Origin of the sequence: Micromonospora sp. NPDC051300 (assembly GCF_044455315.1) — a bacterium.
GTDB classification, from domain to species: domain Bacteria; phylum Actinomycetota; class Actinomycetes; order Mycobacteriales; family Micromonosporaceae; genus Micromonospora; species Micromonospora robiginosa.
Window position 1 is genome coordinate 275,061 of record NZ_JBITEP010000002.1, and the last position, 16,713, is coordinate 291,773.

Below are 16,713 nucleotides of genomic sequence, written 5' to 3' on the forward strand. Positions count from 1 at the left end.
CTGGGTTGCCCCACCGTTGTTCATTCTGGCTCTCGCTGCTCAACTATGTACCACCCCAAAACTCCCCCCCCCCCCCCCCCTCCCACTCCGACACGCCGACCGCGCGGTTGCGCCACGGGCGGGCGGGTCCAGCCGCCATGATGGGCGGGTGGGGGAGGGACGAGACATCCAGGTCACCAACGATCCGCCGGTCCGCCGCGCGCCCGCGGCCACGCCGCCGGTCGACACGCCGGCCGACGCCACCCGGTGGGACCCGGCGGGCGGCCTGGCCGCGCTGCGCGGCCTGCTGGCCCGGCCGCTGGCGTCGTACTACCTGCTGCTCTCCAGCGCCGGCCTGCTGCTGCTGATCGGCCTCACCATGGTCTTCTCGGCGACGAGCGTGCGCGACTACGTGCTGGACGGCGACGCCTCGGCCTCGCTGACCAAGCAGGCGGTGTTCGCGGTGATCGGGGTGGGCGCGTTCTGGGCCTGCCAGCGGCTGCCCGCGCGCACGTTCCGGGCGGTGAGCCGCCCCGCGCTCGGCGTGGCGGTGGCGCTGCTGCTCCTGCTCAACCTGCTGGTCGCGTTGGAGTCGCTGTTCGGGGTGGCGTCCATCGGGCCGTTGAAGGGCGAACTCCTCTCGCTCTCCCTCGGCCCGATCTCGCTCCAGCCGGCCGAGGTGGCGAAGTTCGCGCTGGTGCTGTGGGGCGCGCACGTGCTGGCCCGCAAGGGCGCCACGCTGGGCTGGTGGCGGGAGCTGGCCACCCCGCTGTTCCCGGTGGTCGGCCTGCTCTTCGTGCTGGTCGGCTTCAACGACCTGGGCAGCATGCTCTGCCTGGTGGCGCTGGTGGTGGGCCTGCTCTGGGCGGCCGGCGTGCGGGGCCGGGTCTTCGCCACGCTCTCCGCGATCGGCCTGCTCGGCATCGGCCTGCTGGTCGCGGTGGCCTCGCTCGGCGCCGGCTCCGGCTCCCGCGACGCCGACAACTACCGGCTCGGCCGGCTCACCATGTGGCTCGACCCGCCGTCCCCGCAGACCTGCTTCGAGGAGAAGCTGGAGAACTGCTATCAGCTCATCCAGGCTCGCTACGCGATCGGCAACGGGGGCTGGTTCGGCGTCGGGCTGGGGCAGAGCAGCTTCAAGTACGGCTGGCTGCCCGAGGCGCACAACGACTTCATCTTCGCGATCGTCGCCGAGGAGCTGGGCGTGGTGGGCTGCACCGTGATCCTGGTGCTCTTCGCCGTGCTGGCCTACACCGGCATGCGGATCGCCCGTCGGGTGGAGGACCCGTTCCGCCGCCTCGCCGCCGCCGGCGTCACCGCCTGGCTGGTCGGCCAGGCCGTGATCAACATCGGCGGGGTCACCGGCCTGCTGCCGCTGACCGGCGTACCGCTGCCGTTCATCTCCGACGGCGGCAGCGCCCTGGTGGTGACGCTGGCCGCGATCGGCATGCTCGCCTCCTTCGCCCGCGCCGAGCCGGACGCGGCCCGCGCGCTGCACGCCCGTCCGCCGGCCCGATGGGTCCGACTAGTGTGGGCCCCGTTGCCGCCGCTTCCCGGCCGGCGTCGCCGACCGGCGCCGCCCCCGGCGGACCGAGGGTCCGTGCCCCGGTCCCGCCAGCGTCGGCAGGACGATCAGGCCGCGGCCCGCGGCGTCCGGTCCGACCGGACGCGCGCCGGCTCGGCGAGCGAGAGGAGACGCTGATGGGTCCGCTGCGTTCGGTGGTGCTCTGCGGAGGGGGCACGGGTGGGCACATCTACCCGCTGCTCGCCTTCGCCGACTGCCTGCGCCGACACGACCCGAGCGTCCGCATCACCTGCCTGGGGACGCCGAAGGGCCTGGAGAACGAGCTGATCCCGCCGGCCGGTTACGACCTGCGGCAGATCCCGGCCTACCAGCTCCCCCGGTCGGTCAACATGAGCCTGGTGCGCACCCCCGACCGGATGTGGAAGGCGGCCCGCGCGGCGGGCAAGGTGATCGACGAGGTGCAGGCCGACGCCGTGGTCGGCTTCGGCGGGTACGTCTCGGTCCCCGGCTACCTGGCCGCGTGGCGGCGTGACCTGCCGATCGTCATCCACGAGGTGAACGTGCCGCCGGGCGTGGCCAACCGGATGGGCATGAAGTTCACCAAGAACGTCGCGGTGGGCTTCCCGCACCAGCCGGCGCAGGCCGAGTCGCTGCGCGACGCGCGGGTGGTCGGGGTGCCACTGCGCCGGGGCATCGCCGGGCTGGACCGCGCCGCCCTGCGCGACGCCGCCCGCGCCCACTTCGGGCTCCGCCCCGACCTGCCGGTGCTCTTCGTGGCCGGCGGCTCGCAGGGCGCCCGCTCGATCAACCTGGCCGTCTCCGGCGCCGCCAAGGAGCTGGCCCGCAACGGCGTGCAGGTGCTGCACGTGATCGGCGCCCGCAACGAGCCGGTCTCCGTCCCCACCGACCTGCCGGTGCCGTACGTGACGCTGCCCTACCTGTCCGAGATGGAGCTGGGCTACGCGGCGGCCGACCTGATGCTGGGCCGCGGCGGTGCGATGACCTGCGCCGAGGTGGCCGCGATCGGCCTGCCCACGGTCTACGTGCCCTACCCGCACAGCAATCAGGAGCAGAAGCGCAACGCGCTGCCCGTGGTGGAGGCCGGCGGCGGGCTGCTCGTCGACGACGCCGAGGTGACCCCGGCCTGGGTGGAGCGCACGGTGATCCCGCTGATCCGGGACCCGCAGCGGCTCTGGGCGATGAGCCACGCCGCGGCCGGCTACGGCCGCCGCGACGGCGACGTGGCCCTGCTGAACTTCGTCTACGAGGCGGTGGCCCGCTGATGCCGGGCGTCGCGACGGGAAGGTACCTGAGATGAACACCGCGCAGTTCACGCCAGCCGGCACGATGACGGCGGAGGACCTGGGCCGGATCCACCTGATCGGGGTGGGCGGGGTCGGGATGGCCGGGCTGGCCCGGCTCTTCCTCACCCGCGGCCTGCCGGTCTCCGGCAGCGAGCTGCGGGAGTGGCCGTCCCTGGCTGGCCTGCGGGCGTTGGGCGGGACGATCCACATGAGTCACGAGGTGACCAACCTGGACGGGGTGGACACCGTCGTCTACTCCTCGGCGATCCCGCAGGACCACCTGGAGATGGTCGAGGCGCGCCGGCGCGGCCTGCGGGTGCTGCACCGTTCCGAGGCGCTGGCCGCCGCGATGACCGGCCGCCGCACGGTGGCGGTGGCCGGCACGCACGGCAAGACGTCCACCACGTCGATGGTCACCATGGTGCTCCAGCAGGCCGGCGCCGACCCGTCCTTCGTCATCGGTGGCGAGATCTCCGAGGTCGGCTCCGGCGCGCACCACGGCACCGGCGAGCACTTCGTGGTCGAGGCGGACGAGAGCGACCGCTCCTTCCTCATCTACCGCCCGTACGTGTCGATCATCACGAACGTCGAGGCGGACCACCTCAACACGTACGGCGACCTGGCCAACCTGGAGGCGGCGTTCGCCGAGTTCGCCGCGCTCACCGACCCGGACGGCTTCATCGTCACCTGCGCCGACGACGCCGGTGGGCGGCGGCTGGCGGAGGCGCTGCGGGCCCGGGGCCGCCGGGTCTGGACGTACGGCGAGTCCGCCGACGCGGACCTGCGGATGAGCGACGTCACCTCGTCGGCGCAGGGGGTGCGCTACCTCGCCGAGGTCGAGGGCCGGTCGCTGGGCGAGATCCGGTTGCCGGTCCCGGGCCGGCACATGGCGCTCAACAGCGCCGCCGCGGTGCTCGCCGCGTACCTGTTGGAGCTGCCGGTGGCGGCGGCGGAGGCCGCACTCGGCGCGTTCCCGGGCGTGCGCCGGCGCTTCGAGCGCAAGGGCGTCGCCGACGGCGTGCTGGTCTACGACGAGTACGCCTACCACCCGACCTCGATGACGCTGGCGCTGCAGACGCTGCGCGAGGTGGCCGGCGACGGGCGGCTGATCGTGGTCTTCCAGCCCTACCGGCTCTACCGCACCCGGGACCTGCAGGCGGAGATCGCCGCCGCGCTCGGCATCGCCGACGAGCTGGTGCTGCTGGAGGTGTTCGGCCCCGGCGAGCTGCGCCAGCCCGGTGAGGGGTCGGCCGCGCTGGTCGAGGCGGTGCCGCTGCCGGCGGAGCGGAAGGTCTTCGTCGACGCGTGGGACGACGTGCCGGCCGAGGTGGCCCGCCGGGCCCGCCCCGGCGACGTGGTGGTGACCATGGGTGCGCCGCCGATCTCGCTGATGGGTGACCAACTGCTGGACGCCCTGCTGGCCCGTACCGGTGGGGCGGCGGCCCTGGGCGTCGGCCCGGACGGCGCGGCGACCCCGGCCGGATGAGCCCCGGCCCGGCCCGCGGCCGCACCCCCGGCCAGGACGGCGGGGCGGGGCGGCGCAGCCCGGTCCGGCGCTGGCAGTTGGTGCGGGCCGGCGCGGACGCGGTGCCGCCGTCGACCCGTCGCTTCATGGCCCGGGCCCGGCAGCGGCGGATGCGGGCCGCGATGCCCTGGGCGGTCGCGGCGGCGGTGCTGTCGGTCGCCGCCCTGGTCGCCTGGACGGTGCTCGGCACCGGGCTGTTCGGCGTCCGCGAGGTGCGGGTGGTCGGGGCGCGGCTGGTCACGCCGGTGGAGATCAGGGACGCGGCGGCGGTGCCGGACGACACGCCGCTGGCCCGGGTGGACCTGGCCGCGACCGCCCGCCGGGTCGGCGCGCTGCCGCCGGTGGCCCGGGCCACCGTGGAGCGGGACTGGCCGGGCGCGCTCGTCGTCCGGGTGGTCGAGCGGGTGCCGGTGGCGGCCGTGCCGCAGGGGGACCGGTTCGTCGTGGTCGACGCCGCGGGCGTGGTGTTCCAGCGCGCGGACCGGGCGCCGGAGGGGCTGCCGCTCGTCCGGGTCGCCGCGCCGGGACCGGACGACCCGGGCACCCGGGCCGGGTTGGCGGTGCTCGCCTCGCTCGGGGCGAAGCTGCGCGCCGAGCTGGTCGCGGTGGACGTGGCCGGGCTGGCCCGGATCACCCTGCTGTTGCGCGGGGAGCGGCAGGTCTTCTGGGGTGACGCCTCGCGCAGCGCGGACAAGTCCACGGTGGCCACCACCCTGCTGCCCCGCCGGGCCGACCGGATCGACGTCAGCGCGCCGGACGTGGTCACGTTCCAGTGACCCGCGAGTCAGCGACCGGCAGGTGTGTCGCGGGCCGCTCGAACGGCGACACGCCGGAGGGGGTCCTTGGCTCCTGGCGCGGCGGCGCATACGTTGCCCCGAAGAGATCAGTGGTTGACATAACTCTAAGCCTCTAGTAGAGGGTGAGGGTTCTCCTCTGGTCCGGCCAAGCCGTGTGGGGTCGGCCCATGCCAATCTCGAAGGGAAAGGACCGGAGATGACACCTCCGCACAACTACCTGGCGGTCATCAAGGTCGTCGGCATCGGGGGCGGCGGCGTGAACGCCGTCAACCGGATGATCGAGGTTGGGCTCAAGGGCGTCGAGTTCATCGCGATCAACACCGACGCGCAGGCGCTGCTGATGAGCGACGCCGACGTCAAGCTGGACGTGGGCCGGGAGCTGACCCGTGGCCTGGGCGCGGGCGCCAACCCGGACGTGGGCAAGAACGCCGCCGAGGACCACCGCGACGAGATCGAGGAGGTGCTCAAGGGCGCCGACATGGTCTTCGTCACCTGCGGCGAGGGCGGCGGCACCGGCACCGGCGGCGCGCCGGTGGTGGCGAACATCGCCCGCAAGCTCGGCGCGCTCACCATCGGCGTGGTCACCCGGCCGTTCTCGTTCGAGGGCAAGCGCCGGCAGGTGCAGGCCGAGGCGGGCATCGAGGAGCTGCGCAACCAGTGCGACACCCTCATCGTGATCCCCAACGACCGGCTGCTCGCTCTCGGTGACCGCAACATCTCCATGATGGACGCCTTCCGCACCGCGGACCAGGTGCTCCTCTCCGGTGTCCAGGGCATCACCGACCTGATCACCACGCCGGGTCTGATCAACCTGGACTTCGCCGACGTGAAGAGCGTGATGAGCGGCGCCGGAAGCGCGCTGATGGGCATCGGCAGCGCCCGGGGCGAGAACCGCGCCGTCGAGGCGGCCGAGGCGGCCATCTCCAGCCCGCTGCTGGAGCAGAGCATGGACGGCGCGCGGGGCGTGCTGCTCTCCATCGCCGGTGGCTCGGACCTCGGCCTGTTCGAGATCAACGACGCGGCGCAGCTGGTCACCGACGCCGCCCACCCGGACGCCAACATCATCTTCGGCGCGGTCATCGACGACGCGCTCGGCGACGAGGTGCGGGTGACCGTGATCGCGGCCGGCTTCGACGGGGGCACGCCGGCGTACAAGGCGGTCGACCCGCCGCGCAAGAGCAACCAGAACCCGCCGGCGCAGCCGAGCACGCCGGTGACCCCGCCGGCCACCATGCCGGCCCCGCAGCAGCCGTCGCGTCGGGTGCTCTTCGACGACGTCGACGTGCCCGACTTCCTCAAGAACGGGTCCTGAGCCGCGCCGATGACGGACTCACCCACCGCGGTGCGACCCGAGCGTCGCGCCGAGATCGCGGCCGGGCTGGCCCGGGTACGCACCCGCGTCGCCGACGCCTGCGCGGCTGCCGGCCGGGACGCCGGCGAGGTCACCGTGGTCGCGGTGACCAAGACCTACCCGGCCGCCGACGTGGTCGCGCTGGCCGGGCTCGGGGTCACCGACATGGGGGAGAACCGCGACCAGGAGGCGGCGCCCAAGGCGGCGGAGGTGGCCGGCGCGGGCGTGGCCCCGCGCTGGCACTTCATCGGCCGGCTGCAGCGCAACAAGGCCCGCTCGGTCGTCCGGTACGCCGACGTGGTCCAGTCCGTGGACAGCGTCCGGCTGGCCGCCGCGCTGGACGCCGCCGCGTCCGAGGTCCGGGACCGACCGTTGGACGTGCTGGTGCAGGTGAGCATCGACGGCGACCCGGCCCGGGGCGGGGCGCTGCCGGGCGTGGCCGACCCGGAGCGGGGCCTCGACCCGGTGGCCGCGGCGGTCGCCGGCGCGGCCGGGCTGCGGCTGGCCGGCCTGATGGCGGTGGCGCCGCTGGGCTGGGAGCCGGACCGGGCGTTCGCCCGGCTGGCCGAGGTGGCGGCGCGGCTGCGGGCCGACCATCCGGGCGCGACGGCGGTGTCGGCGGGGATGAGCGGCGATCTGGAGAGCGCGATCAATCACGGCGCGACACATGTCCGCGTCGGCAGCGCGTTGCTCGGAATGCGCCCCACGCTGGGGTAGCCTGGCCGCGACGGAAGCAAATTACATCAGTGTTGTTCAGGACGGCGTTCCCGTAGCCGGGGGCCGTGGCGGGCGGGCCGCGAACCGCGCGCCAGGGGATTGCCGATCCGGTCCGGTGGGCATGATCGTCCACTTGTGATCAAGCGACACGGCACGGGGGCGCGTGCCGCATGGCGGACGGAAGGGCGCGGGGATGGGTGCACTGCGCAAGGCGGGGGTCTGGCTCGGTCTCGTCGAGGAGGACGACGAGCGGGCGTACGAGGACGGCGGCTACGACAAGGGTGGCTACCGTGACTCGCGTTACCGGTCGAGCCGGTACGCCGAGGAGTTCGCCGACGAGGACGACGACGAGTCCGAGGAGCCGCCGGCGCCCCGGGCCCGGACCGGCGACCGGGGTCGGCTGTCCGAGCGCACCACCGGCCGCGCGGTCGACAACGACCGGTCCGAGACCGAGCGACTCGACCGCCCGGAGCGCACCGAGCGGTCCAGCGTGCGGTCGATCACCCGGTCCTCGACCGGCGACTCGTCCGGCTCGCTGACCTACCACACCCGGGACAATCTCGCCCTGGCGCCGCAGTCCTCGCCACGCGAGCGGACGGTGGCGCCGGAGGACGAGCAGCGTTACCAGATCACCACGCTGCACCCGACCACCTACCGCGAGGCGCGGACCATCGGCGAGCACTTCCGGGACGGGGTGCCGGTGATCATCAATCTCACCGAGATGGACGAGGCGGACGCCCGCCGACTGGTCGACTTCGCCGCCGGGCTCGCGTTCGGCCTGCGCGGTACGATCGAGCGCGTGACCAACCGGGTGTTCCTGCTCTCACCGGCCAACGTCCAGGTCACCGCGGAGGACAAGGCCAAGATCGCTGAGGGCGGCTTTTTCAGTCTGAGCTAATCCCGCACGACCGAGGGACGTCGCCTGCCGTGTTGTCGATCCTGTTCCAGGTGCTCTATCTACTGCTCTACTTCTTCCTGCTTGTCCTCTTGGCCCGATTTGTCCTGGGGGCCGTGCTGGCCTACGGTCGTCGGTGGCAACCGGGGCGGGGGGCGTCGGCGGGACTGGAAGTCGTGTGGAGCGTCACTGATCCGCCCCTGCGCGCGTTGAGGCGTGTGATCCCACCACTGCGAATTGGTACCGTGAGCATCGACCTGGCCTCCCTTGTGCTCCTGGTTATCCTGTTCGTGCTGATGGAGTTCGTGTTACAGCGCCTGATCGTGGCGTTCGCCTGACCAGAGCGCTTTCGCGGCCGCAACTGACCCGAGGAGTTTCGATGCCGCTGACCCCGGCCGACGTCCACAACGTCGCCTTCAAAAAGCCGCCGATCGGCAAGCGGGGGTATGACGAGGAGGAGGTCGACGCCTTCCTGGACGAGGTCGAGCGCGAGCTGGCCCGTCTGATCGAGGAGAACAACGAGCTGCGCGCCCAGGTGGAGCGCGGCGGTCGGGGTGGCGCACCCGCCGGCCCCGGCGGCGACGCCCGGCTCGCGGCGGAGCTCAACGACGTCAAGGCCCAGCTCGACCGGGTGCAGCGCGACAAGGCGGCCGCCGAGCAGGCGGCCCGGGCGATGCAGTCCGAGCTGGAGCAGGTCCGCGCCCAGGGCGGCCCGGCGGGGGTGACCGGGGACGGCGAGCAGCAGGCGCTGCGCGTGCTGATGATGGCCCAGCGCACCGCCGACGACCACGTCTCCGACGCCCGGCGCGAGGCCGACAGCCTGCTGTCCGAGGCCCGCTCCAAGGCCGAGGAGGTCACCCGCGAGGCCCGCGCCAAGGCCGACGCCCTGGAGCGGGACGCCCGCCAGCGGCACCAGGAGGCCATGGGCGGCCTGGACGCCAAGCGCACCGCGCTGTCGAAGCACATCGAGGAGCTCAAGCAGTTCGAGCGCGAGTACCGCACCCGCCTCAAGGCCTACCTCGAGAGCCAGCTGCGTGACCTCGACGGTCGCGGCCAGGGCATCGAGGTCGAGATGAACCGCGAGGGCAACCGTGCCGCCGGCGGCAGCAACGGCCTCGCCACCGCAGGTCTCGCCGGCTCCTTCGGGGGCGGCCGCGGCGGCTCGCTCGAGTCCGGCCGCTGAGCCCACGTCGGTGGCCGTCCCGGTGACGGCCACCGACCGCACCAGACCGTCACGACGCGGCCGGGGGTGAGCTGTGATAGCCGCCAGCGTCCTGCTCATCCTCGTCGCCGTCGTGCTGCTGGTGGTCGGGCTGGCCGGTGGGTCCAGCCCGCTGCTGATCGTCTCGATCGCGGCCAGCCTGCTGTCCGCCGTCGCCTTCGTCGCGTTCGCCCGCCAGGCGGCCGCGACCCGGGCCGCGGCGGGTCGCGAGGCCGGCCCGCGTTCCCGGACCGCACCCACCGGCCCGTCCCCGGACGAGCCGGTGAGCCCGGTCCCGCACCACACGTCCACGGGCGGCGCCGGTGGACCCGGGTGGCGGCAACCGCCCGGGTCACCGGTGGCCGAGCCGTACGACGCGACCGCCGCGTACTCGCCCGCGACCGAGCCGTACTCGCCCGCGGCCGAGCCCGGCTCGCCGTCGCCCACGTCGCCGGCGCCGGACGGCCCGTTCGACGGCGATCCGCCTGCCGAGTTCCTCTCCGCCGGGCAGGTGGCCCGGCTGGCACGGCGCTCCGACGAGGTCCGGGTGGTCGACGGCCACCCCCGTTTCCACCTCGACGACTGCCCGCACCTGGTCGGTCGGCTGGACGAGGCGTTGCCGGTCGCCGAGGCGGTCGGGCTCGGGTTCACCCCGTGCGCCCACTGCGCCGCCGCCACCACGCTGCTCGCCGACGCCCGGCCCCGCTGACCATGACGATCGCGGACACCCCGCTCGCCGTCGCGGTGCGGGTGAAGCCCGGTGCGGCCCGCGCCCGGGTCGGCGGCCGGTTCGACGGGCCGTACGGTCCGGCCCTGGTCGTCGCCGTGCACGCGCCGGCGGTGGACGGGCGGGCCACCGAGGCGGCCCGGCGGGCGCTGGCCGACGCGCTCGGCGTCCGGCCGGCGGCGGTGTCGCTGCGGTCCGGCGCGGCCAGCCGGGACAAGCTCTTCCTCGTCGACCGTCCGGCCGACGGCCTGCCCGAGGCGCTGCGTCGCCTGCGCGACGGCAGCGCCGGGTGACCGACCGGCGGGCCGGTCGGCGATGACCCCGGGGCTGAACCTCGCGCTGCTGGTGGGCGCCGCCGTGCTGCTGGTCGCGGTGGGCGCGGTGCGCTTCTCCACCCGGCTCGGCGTGCCCAGCCTGCTGGTCTACCTGGCGCTCGGCGTGCTCATCGGCGAGGCCGGCCTGGGCATCGACTTCGACGACGTCGAGCTGACCCGGGTGCTCGGCTTCTGCGCGCTCATCGTGATCATCGCCGAGGGTGGGCTGAGCGCCCGGTGGAGCCTGCTGCGGCCGGTGCTCGGCCTGTCGGCCGCGCTCTCCACGGTGGGCGTGGTGGTGAGCATCGCGGTCGTCGGCGTGGTGGTGCACCTGCTACTCGGCCTGGACTGGCGGCTGTCGCTGCTCTACGGCGCGGTGCTCTCCTCCACCGACGCCGCGGCGGTCTTCGCCACCCTGCGCCGGCTGCGGCTGCCGCCGCGCCTGGTGGCCACGCTGGAGGCCGAGTCGGGGATGAACGACGCCCCGGTGGTCCTGCTGGTGCTGCTGCTGTCCCGCGCCGGGGCCGAGGCCGCCCACCCGTGGTGGTACGAGGTGCTGCTGCTCGGCTACGAGCTGGGGGTCGGCGCGGCGGTCGGGGTGGGCGCCGGCCTGGCCGGGCGGTACGCGTTGCGCCGCGCCGCGCTGCCGTCGTCAGGTCTCTATCCGATCGCGGTGGTCGGCTTCACCGTCCTGGCGTACGCGGCCGGTTCGGTGCTGCACGCGTCGGGCTTCCTCGCGGTCTACGTGGCCGGCGTGCTGCTGGGCAACTCCCGCCTGCCGCACCGGCAGGCGATCCTCGGCTTCGCCGACGGGCTGGCCTGGTTGGCCCAGATCGGCCTGTTCGTGCTGCTGGGCCTGCTCGTCTCGCCGAGCCGGCTGGACGCCGCGGTGCTGCCGGCGGTGATCACCGGGCTGGCCCTGCTGCTGTTCGCCCGGCCGCTGTCGGTGGCGGTCTCCGCGTTGCCGTTCCGGGTCCCGCTGCGTGAGCAGCTCTTCCTCTCCTGGGCCGGGCTGCGCGGCGCGGTGCCGATCGTGCTGGCGACCATCCCGCTGTCGCTGCGGGTGCCCGGCGCGGACCGGCTCTTCGACGCGGTGTTCGTCCTCGTGGTGATCTTCACGCTGCTCCAGGCCGGCACGCTGGCGCCGGCGGCCCGCCGGTTGCGGGTGACCGCGCCGGCGGAGGCGAGCGAGATCCTGCTGGAGACCGCTCCGCTGGAGCGGATGCGGGCCGACCTGCTCCAGTTGGAGGTGCCGGCCGGCTCCCGGCTGGCCGGGGTGCACGTGGACGAGCTGCGGCTGCCGGTGGGCGCGGCGGTCACGCTGGTGCTCCGCGACGGGGTGGGTTTCGTGCCCGGCCCGGACACCCGGCTGAAGGTGGGGGACAGCCTGCTCATCGTCGCCACGGCCGGGGTGCGGGACGCCGCCGAGCGGCGGTTGCGGGCGGTGAGCCGGCGGGGTCGCCTGGCCCGGTGGTTTGGGGAGTACGGCGAGGACCGGACCGGCTGATCTGCTAGCGTTCCCTTTGCCCCGATTGGTGGCTGTTAGGGGCTGAAACGCGGAGCGACGGTGCGGCACGTTGTCGGACGCCTGTACGTTCCGTATTCTTGCCAACCTCCGGAGTACGCGGCGAGGTCGCCGCGTGCCCGTTCCGTTCGCGGGGGACGCGCCGCTGCCCCCTGCCCACGTACCGTTGACCGCCGCGCCACGCGGCTGAGGGAGCTGACGATGGCGAAGCCAGCCGACACCAGGACCGCCGGCCGCAAGCCGGTGGCGAAGGCCACCCGCAGCGCGGCGGAGACCGAGAAGATCCGGGCCGCGCTGGCGGCACGGCGGGACGAACTCAACGCCGAGTACGATCAGACGCTGAGCGAGATCACCGAGCTGCAGCGCGACCGGCTGACCGACTCGGCCGGGGACGACCAGGCCGACACCGGCACCAAGACGTTCGAGCGCGAGCAGGAGATCTCACTCGCCAACAGCATCAAGGAGCGGATCACGCAGGTCGAGCGCGCGTTGGAGCGGCTCGACGAGGGTGGCTACGGCTGGTGCGAGCGGTGCGGCAACCCGATCCCGGTGGAGCGGCTCGCCGCGTTCCCGTCGGCCACCCTCTGCGTGAGCTGCAAGCAGCTGGAGGAGCGGCGCTGACGTCCGTTCCCCGGCGGCCGAACGGCAGACGGTGACCGCCACCGTCGCGAGCGTCGATGGGGAGCAGATGACCGCAGCACCGCCCGCCGGGTCCGGCACCACCGAGACAGGCGCCGGCACGCCCCGCCGCAGGGCGGTCACGCTGCTGCTCGGCGTCTCCCTGGTCTCGCTCCTCGCGGACCTGGGCACCAAGCAGCTCGCGCTGAGCGAGCTGCCCGGCCGGGAGCCGGTGTCGGTGCTCGGCGGCGCCGTCTACTTCACCCTGACCCGCAACAGCGGCGCCGCCTGGAGCATCGGCTCCGACCACACCTGGGTCTTCCCGCTGATCACGTTCGCGGTGATCGGGTGGATCGGCTGGATGGCGCTGCGGCTGCGCTCGCTGCCCTGGGCGGTGTCGCTGGGCCTGGTGCTGGGCGGGGCGCTGGGCAACCTCACCGACCGGATCTTCCGGGCCCCCGGCCACTTCGTCGGCCACGTGGTCGACATGATCAGCCTGTTCGGCCCGTACGGCGAGTACTACCCGGTGTTCAACCTGGCCGACAGCTCGCTGTGCTGCGGCGTGGTGCTGGCGGTCTTCCTGGAGCTGACCGGCCGGCAGCGCGACGGCTCGCGGGCCCGCGCCGAGAAGGCCGCCGACGACGCCCCGGCCGACGAGCGTGAGCGCGCATGACCGCCGCGTACGCCACCGGCGGCGACCAGCGGTCCCTGCCGGTCCCGGACGGCCTCGACGGCATGCGGCTGGACCAGGCCGTGTCCCGGCTGTTCGGGCTGTCCCGCACCGCCGCCGCGGCGCTCGTGGACGCCGGCGACGCGCTGGTCGACGGGGTGGCCCGGGCCAACTCGCACAAGGTGCGCGCCGGCGCCTGGCTGGAGGTCACGCTGCCCGCGCCGGCCGCCCCGCCGACGGTGGTGCCGCAGGCGGTGGCCGGACTGACCGTGGTCTACGCCGACGACGACATCGTGGTGGTGGACAAGCCGGTCGGGGTGGCGGCGCACCCGAGCCCCGGCTGGACCGGCCCGACCGTGATCGGCGGGCTGGCCGGCATCGGCCACCGGATCTCCACCAGCGGCGCGGCCGAGCGGCAGGGCGTGGTGCACCGCCTCGACGTGGGCACCACCGGGATCATGGCGGTGGCCAAGAGCGAGCTGGCCTACACCGCGCTGAAGCGGGCGTTCAAGGAACGCGAGGTGGAGAAGCGCTACCACGCTGTGGTGCAGGGCCACCCGGACCCGCTGCGCGGCACCATCGACGCGCCGATCGACAGGCACCCGCACCACGACTACCGCTGGGCGGTGGTCTCCGGCGGCAAGCCCAGCATCACCCACTACGACACGCTTGAGGCGTTCCCCTCGGCCAGCCTTCTCGACGTGCGGCTGGAGACCGGGCGGACGCACCAGATCCGGGTGCACTTCTCCACGCTGCGACACCCCTGCGTGGGCGATCTGACCTACGGCGCCGACCCGACCCTGTCGGCCCGGCTCGGGCTGTCCCGGCAGTGGCTGCACGCCCGTTCGCTGACCTTCCGGCACCCGCGCACCGGCGAGGACGTCACGTTCGTCAGCGACTACCCGGACGACCTGGCCCGGGCGCTGGAGATCCTGCGCGACTGACCGTGAGCGACGACGCCCGGCCGCCGCGCCGGTCCCGTGGGCCGCTGCTGAGCTGGCTCGCGCTCGGCTGCGCGCTGGTGGTGCTGCTGGTCGCGATGGCGCAGCGGCGGGACGAGCCGGTGGGCGACCGCACGGTCGGCGAGGTGACCCGGGTGGGGGTGGTCGACGGTGCGTCCGTGCCGGCCTACCTCGGCGCCGCCGCCGACGAGCTGGCCCGGCTGGACGCGCCCGACGGCTGGGCGCTGGTCTCCTTCGGGGACTATCTGACCCCGGCCCGGGTGGCGACCACGCTGGCCGGCGCACCGGTGTCGGCGGTGGTCGCGCGGGTGCCGCTGCCGGGCCGGCAGACCGAGATCGTCCGGATCGCCGCGCTGCGCCTGCCCGACGACGTGGTCGGCGGGATGGCCGAGGTGGCCGGGCGCAAGGACCGGGAGGCGGCGGACTACCGGGCCCGCGCCGCCGCCCCGGCGGCCGCCGCCGACGCCGGGCTCCGCCGCCGGTACGACACCGACGCCGCGGTCGCGGCCCGGGAGGCGGCCGGCTACCGGAGCGGGTGCGCCTGCGTCTACGCCGCGGTGGTGCGCGGCGCCCCGGCGGTGTTGCGCGCGCTCGCCGCGCGTGCCGGGGTGCGGGCGGTCGACCCGGCGCCGGAGGTGACCCGGCTGGACCGGACCGTGTTCACTCCGCCGCTGCCGGAGCAGCGGGACGTGGCCCGGCCGCCGGCCGACACCGGGGCGGACGCGGGCGGCGGAATGGGCGATTCGTCGGAAGCCGCACCGACAGTGAGCGCACCTTCACCCACCGGCCGGGCGCGCGTCGCCGGGTCCGCCTCACCCAATCCCGCTCCCACCTCCTGAGACGCCCGGGCGCGTCATCGTCGGTGGGGTGCCACGGTGAGGAGGGCCACCGGGCGATGTGCGGCGCGGGGAGTGGTCCGAATAGGGTTTCGTTCGTAGCCTGTCAGGCGGAGATCGATGGGCTGGGGGAGGGCGAATCCTTGGACGGCAGCGAGACCGGCTGGGGTCGGCAGGGCGAGCCGGCACCGCGGTGGCGGGCGCTGCTCGACCGGGCCCGGCTCGGCGGTCGCGGCGCGGAGCACACCGACGCCGACCGGCGCGTCGAGGAGAGCCCGGTGCCGCCCCCGGATCCGCTGCCCCGTCGCGGCGCCGGCACCGGCTGGACCGGTCGCGCCGCCCCGGTCGGGCGCGCCGCCGACGGGTCGTACGGCGCCGAACCCGGCTACCGGGCCGAGGCCACGTTCCGGGTCGACCCGGCCTTCCGCGCCGACCCCCGCTACGACGGCGAGCCGGCCTACCGTGCGGAGCCGGCGTACCGCACCGACCCGGAGCCGGCGGCCGAGCCGTCCTGGCGGGCCGAGCCGTCCTACGCGCCCGAGCCGTCCTACGCGCCCGAGCCGCGCGCCGAGCCGTCCTGGCGCGCCGACCCGTCCTACCCGGCGGAGTCGACGATCGAGCCACGGGCCGAGCCGTCGTCCTGGCGTGCCGACCCCTCCTACCCGGTCGATCCGCCGGCCGAGCCGTCCTGGCGGGCCGAGCCGGAGCCGCGCGGGCGGGCCGAGGCGCCGGTCGAGTCGCGCTACTCCCTGCTCGACGGCGGCTACCGGCCGGCCGCGCCGCCGCCGGAGTCCCGCTACGCCCTGCTCGACCGGGGCCGCTACCGCCCCGGCATCGCGCCGCCGCCGGAGCAGCCGGTGGTGCCCGCCCCGCGCCGCCCGGCCGACGCCCGACCCGGCCGGCTCGACCCGGCGCGGGCGAAGTGGCGCGCCCCGGAACCGGACGCCGAGCTGGAGCGGGCGACCGGGGTGCTCCGCCGGGAGCTGGGCACCCCCCGGGTGCTCGCCTTCGCCAACCCCAAGGGCGGCGTGCACAAGACCACCGCGACGGTGCTCGCCGCGGCCAGCGTGGGCAGCGTCCGCGGGCGCGGCGTGCTCGCCTGGGACGACAACGAACTGCGGGGCACGCTCGGCCTGCGCGCCGGCAGCGCCCGGCACGCGCGCACCATCCGGCACCTGGTGCAGGATCTCGCCCAGATCGAGATCCTGGAGGGCGACGCCCTGCTGGCGCAGCTCGACGACTACCTGCGGCACGCCGCCGACGGCTCGTACGACGTGCTGGCCGGCGAGGAGAGCCCGCGCTTCGCCCAGCGGCTCGACCAGTTCACCGTCAAGCGGGTGCTGGAGCTGCTGCGCCGCACCCACGAGGTGGTCTGCGTGGACACCGGCAACAACGTGGAGAGCCCGAACTGGCGCACCGTCATGCAGGCGGCCGACCAGCTCGTGGTCACCACCGTGCCGCGCGAGGACGCCGCCTTCAGCGCCGACTGGATGCTCGACCTGCTGCACGAGGTGGGCATGGGCGAGCTGGCCGACAACGCGGTCACGCTGATCTCCTGCCCGACGCCGGGCCGCAGTTCGCTCCTGGACGACCTGGAGCGGCACTTCGCCACCCGCACCCGGGCGGTCGCCGTGGTGCCCTACGATCCCGCGCTGGAGACCGGTTCCTCGATCGAATACCCCCAGCTCCAGGCGGAGACCCGCAACGCCTGGCTCAAGGCGGCCTCGGTGATGCTGGAGCCGTTCGCGCGCTGACCGCCGACCACCG

At 74.6% G+C, this 16,713-nt stretch carries 17 protein-coding genes; all 17 read left to right on the plus strand.

Going from position 1 to position 16,713, the window contains the following annotated elements; translation table 11 throughout:
- Positions 1 to 265: 265 nt before the first annotated feature.
- The 17 genes from ACIA5A_RS04345 (at position 266) to ACIA5A_RS04425 (ending at position 16,700) form a co-directional block, all read left to right on the plus strand.
- Positions 266 to 1,681, plus strand: a complete 1,416-nt coding sequence (locus tag ACIA5A_RS04345) for an FtsW/RodA/SpoVE family cell cycle protein (RefSeq protein WP_396756506.1) — start codon at positions 266 to 268, stop codon at positions 1,679 to 1,681.
- A complete protein-coding gene (gene murG, locus ACIA5A_RS04350) occupies positions 1,681 to 2,787 on the plus strand; it encodes an undecaprenyldiphospho-muramoylpentapeptide beta-N-acetylglucosaminyltransferase (protein ID WP_396756291.1) in 1,107 nt (368 codons plus the stop codon). The genes ACIA5A_RS04345 and murG overlap by 1 nt, the downstream gene beginning before the upstream one ends.
- A 31-nt stretch (positions 2,788 to 2,818) precedes the next feature.
- Positions 2,819 to 4,294, plus strand: a complete 1,476-nt coding sequence (gene murC, locus ACIA5A_RS04355; RefSeq protein WP_396756293.1) for a UDP-N-acetylmuramate--L-alanine ligase — start codon at positions 2,819 to 2,821, stop codon at positions 4,292 to 4,294.
- Complete coding sequence (locus tag ACIA5A_RS04360) at positions 4,291 to 5,109, plus strand: cell division protein FtsQ/DivIB (RefSeq protein WP_396756295.1); 819 nt, start codon at positions 4,291 to 4,293, stop codon at positions 5,107 to 5,109. Before murC ends, ACIA5A_RS04360 begins: the two co-directional genes overlap by 4 nt.
- A gap of 217 nt (positions 5,110 to 5,326) precedes the next feature.
- Positions 5,327 to 6,442, plus strand: a complete 1,116-nt coding sequence (gene ftsZ / locus ACIA5A_RS04365; protein ID WP_396756297.1) for a cell division protein FtsZ — start codon at positions 5,327 to 5,329, stop codon at positions 6,440 to 6,442.
- A gap of 9 nt (positions 6,443 to 6,451) precedes the next feature.
- On the plus strand, positions 6,452 to 7,198 hold the full coding sequence (locus ACIA5A_RS04370) for a YggS family pyridoxal phosphate-dependent enzyme (RefSeq protein WP_396756299.1): 747 nt from the start codon (positions 6,452 to 6,454) through the stop codon (positions 7,196 to 7,198).
- A 193-nt stretch (positions 7,199 to 7,391) separates the two neighbouring features.
- Entirely contained in the window at positions 7,392 to 8,096 is a 705-nt protein-coding gene (locus ACIA5A_RS04375) for a cell division protein SepF (RefSeq protein ID WP_396756301.1), read from the plus strand.
- 29 nt (positions 8,097 to 8,125) lie between these two features.
- Positions 8,126 to 8,431, plus strand: a complete 306-nt coding sequence (locus tag ACIA5A_RS04380) for a YggT family protein (protein ID WP_091059628.1) — start codon at positions 8,126 to 8,128, stop codon at positions 8,429 to 8,431.
- A 41-nt stretch (positions 8,432 to 8,472) separates the two neighbouring features.
- Positions 8,473 to 9,276 carry a DivIVA domain-containing protein gene (locus ACIA5A_RS04385; RefSeq protein WP_181569516.1) on the plus strand — a complete coding sequence of 268 codons (804 nt, stop codon included), beginning with the start codon at positions 8,473 to 8,475 and terminating at the stop codon, positions 9,274 to 9,276.
- A 73-nt stretch (positions 9,277 to 9,349) separates the two neighbouring features.
- Positions 9,350 to 10,003 (plus strand): hypothetical protein, encoded by a 654-nt coding sequence (locus ACIA5A_RS04390; RefSeq protein ID WP_396756304.1) that lies wholly within the window; start codon positions 9,350 to 9,352, stop codon positions 10,001 to 10,003.
- A gap of 2 nt (positions 10,004 to 10,005) precedes the next feature.
- Positions 10,006 to 10,314: a DUF167 domain-containing protein gene (locus ACIA5A_RS04395; RefSeq protein WP_396756306.1), complete on the plus strand. Its 309-nt coding sequence runs from the start codon at positions 10,006 to 10,008 to the stop codon at positions 10,312 to 10,314.
- A 22-nt stretch (positions 10,315 to 10,336) separates the two neighbouring features.
- Positions 10,337 to 11,842 carry a potassium/proton antiporter gene (locus ACIA5A_RS04400; RefSeq protein WP_396756308.1) on the plus strand — a complete coding sequence of 502 codons (1,506 nt, stop codon included), beginning with the start codon at positions 10,337 to 10,339 and terminating at the stop codon, positions 11,840 to 11,842.
- Between the two features lie 219 nt (positions 11,843 to 12,061).
- The gene (locus ACIA5A_RS04405; RefSeq protein WP_091268039.1) at positions 12,062 to 12,481 is read left to right on the plus strand and encodes a TraR/DksA C4-type zinc finger protein; all 420 of its coding nucleotides are present in this window, start codon (positions 12,062 to 12,064) and stop codon (positions 12,479 to 12,481) included.
- Positions 12,482 to 12,548: 67 nt separating this feature from the next.
- The gene (gene lspA / locus ACIA5A_RS04410; RefSeq protein WP_396756310.1) at positions 12,549 to 13,151 is read left to right on the plus strand and encodes a signal peptidase II; all 603 of its coding nucleotides are present in this window, start codon (positions 12,549 to 12,551) and stop codon (positions 13,149 to 13,151) included.
- Positions 13,148 to 14,092 carry an RluA family pseudouridine synthase gene (locus tag ACIA5A_RS04415; RefSeq protein ID WP_396756312.1) on the plus strand — a complete coding sequence of 315 codons (945 nt, stop codon included), beginning with the start codon at positions 13,148 to 13,150 and terminating at the stop codon, positions 14,090 to 14,092. The genes lspA and ACIA5A_RS04415 overlap by 4 nt, the downstream gene beginning before the upstream one ends.
- Before the next feature lie 2 nt (positions 14,093 to 14,094).
- Positions 14,095 to 14,949, plus strand: a complete 855-nt coding sequence (locus ACIA5A_RS04420) for a hypothetical protein (RefSeq protein WP_396756314.1) — start codon at positions 14,095 to 14,097, stop codon at positions 14,947 to 14,949.
- Between the two features lie 140 nt (positions 14,950 to 15,089).
- On the plus strand, positions 15,090 to 16,700 hold the full coding sequence (locus tag ACIA5A_RS04425; protein WP_396756316.1) for an ATPase: 1,611 nt from the start codon (positions 15,090 to 15,092) through the stop codon (positions 16,698 to 16,700).
- Positions 16,701 to 16,713: the final 13 nt, after the last annotated feature.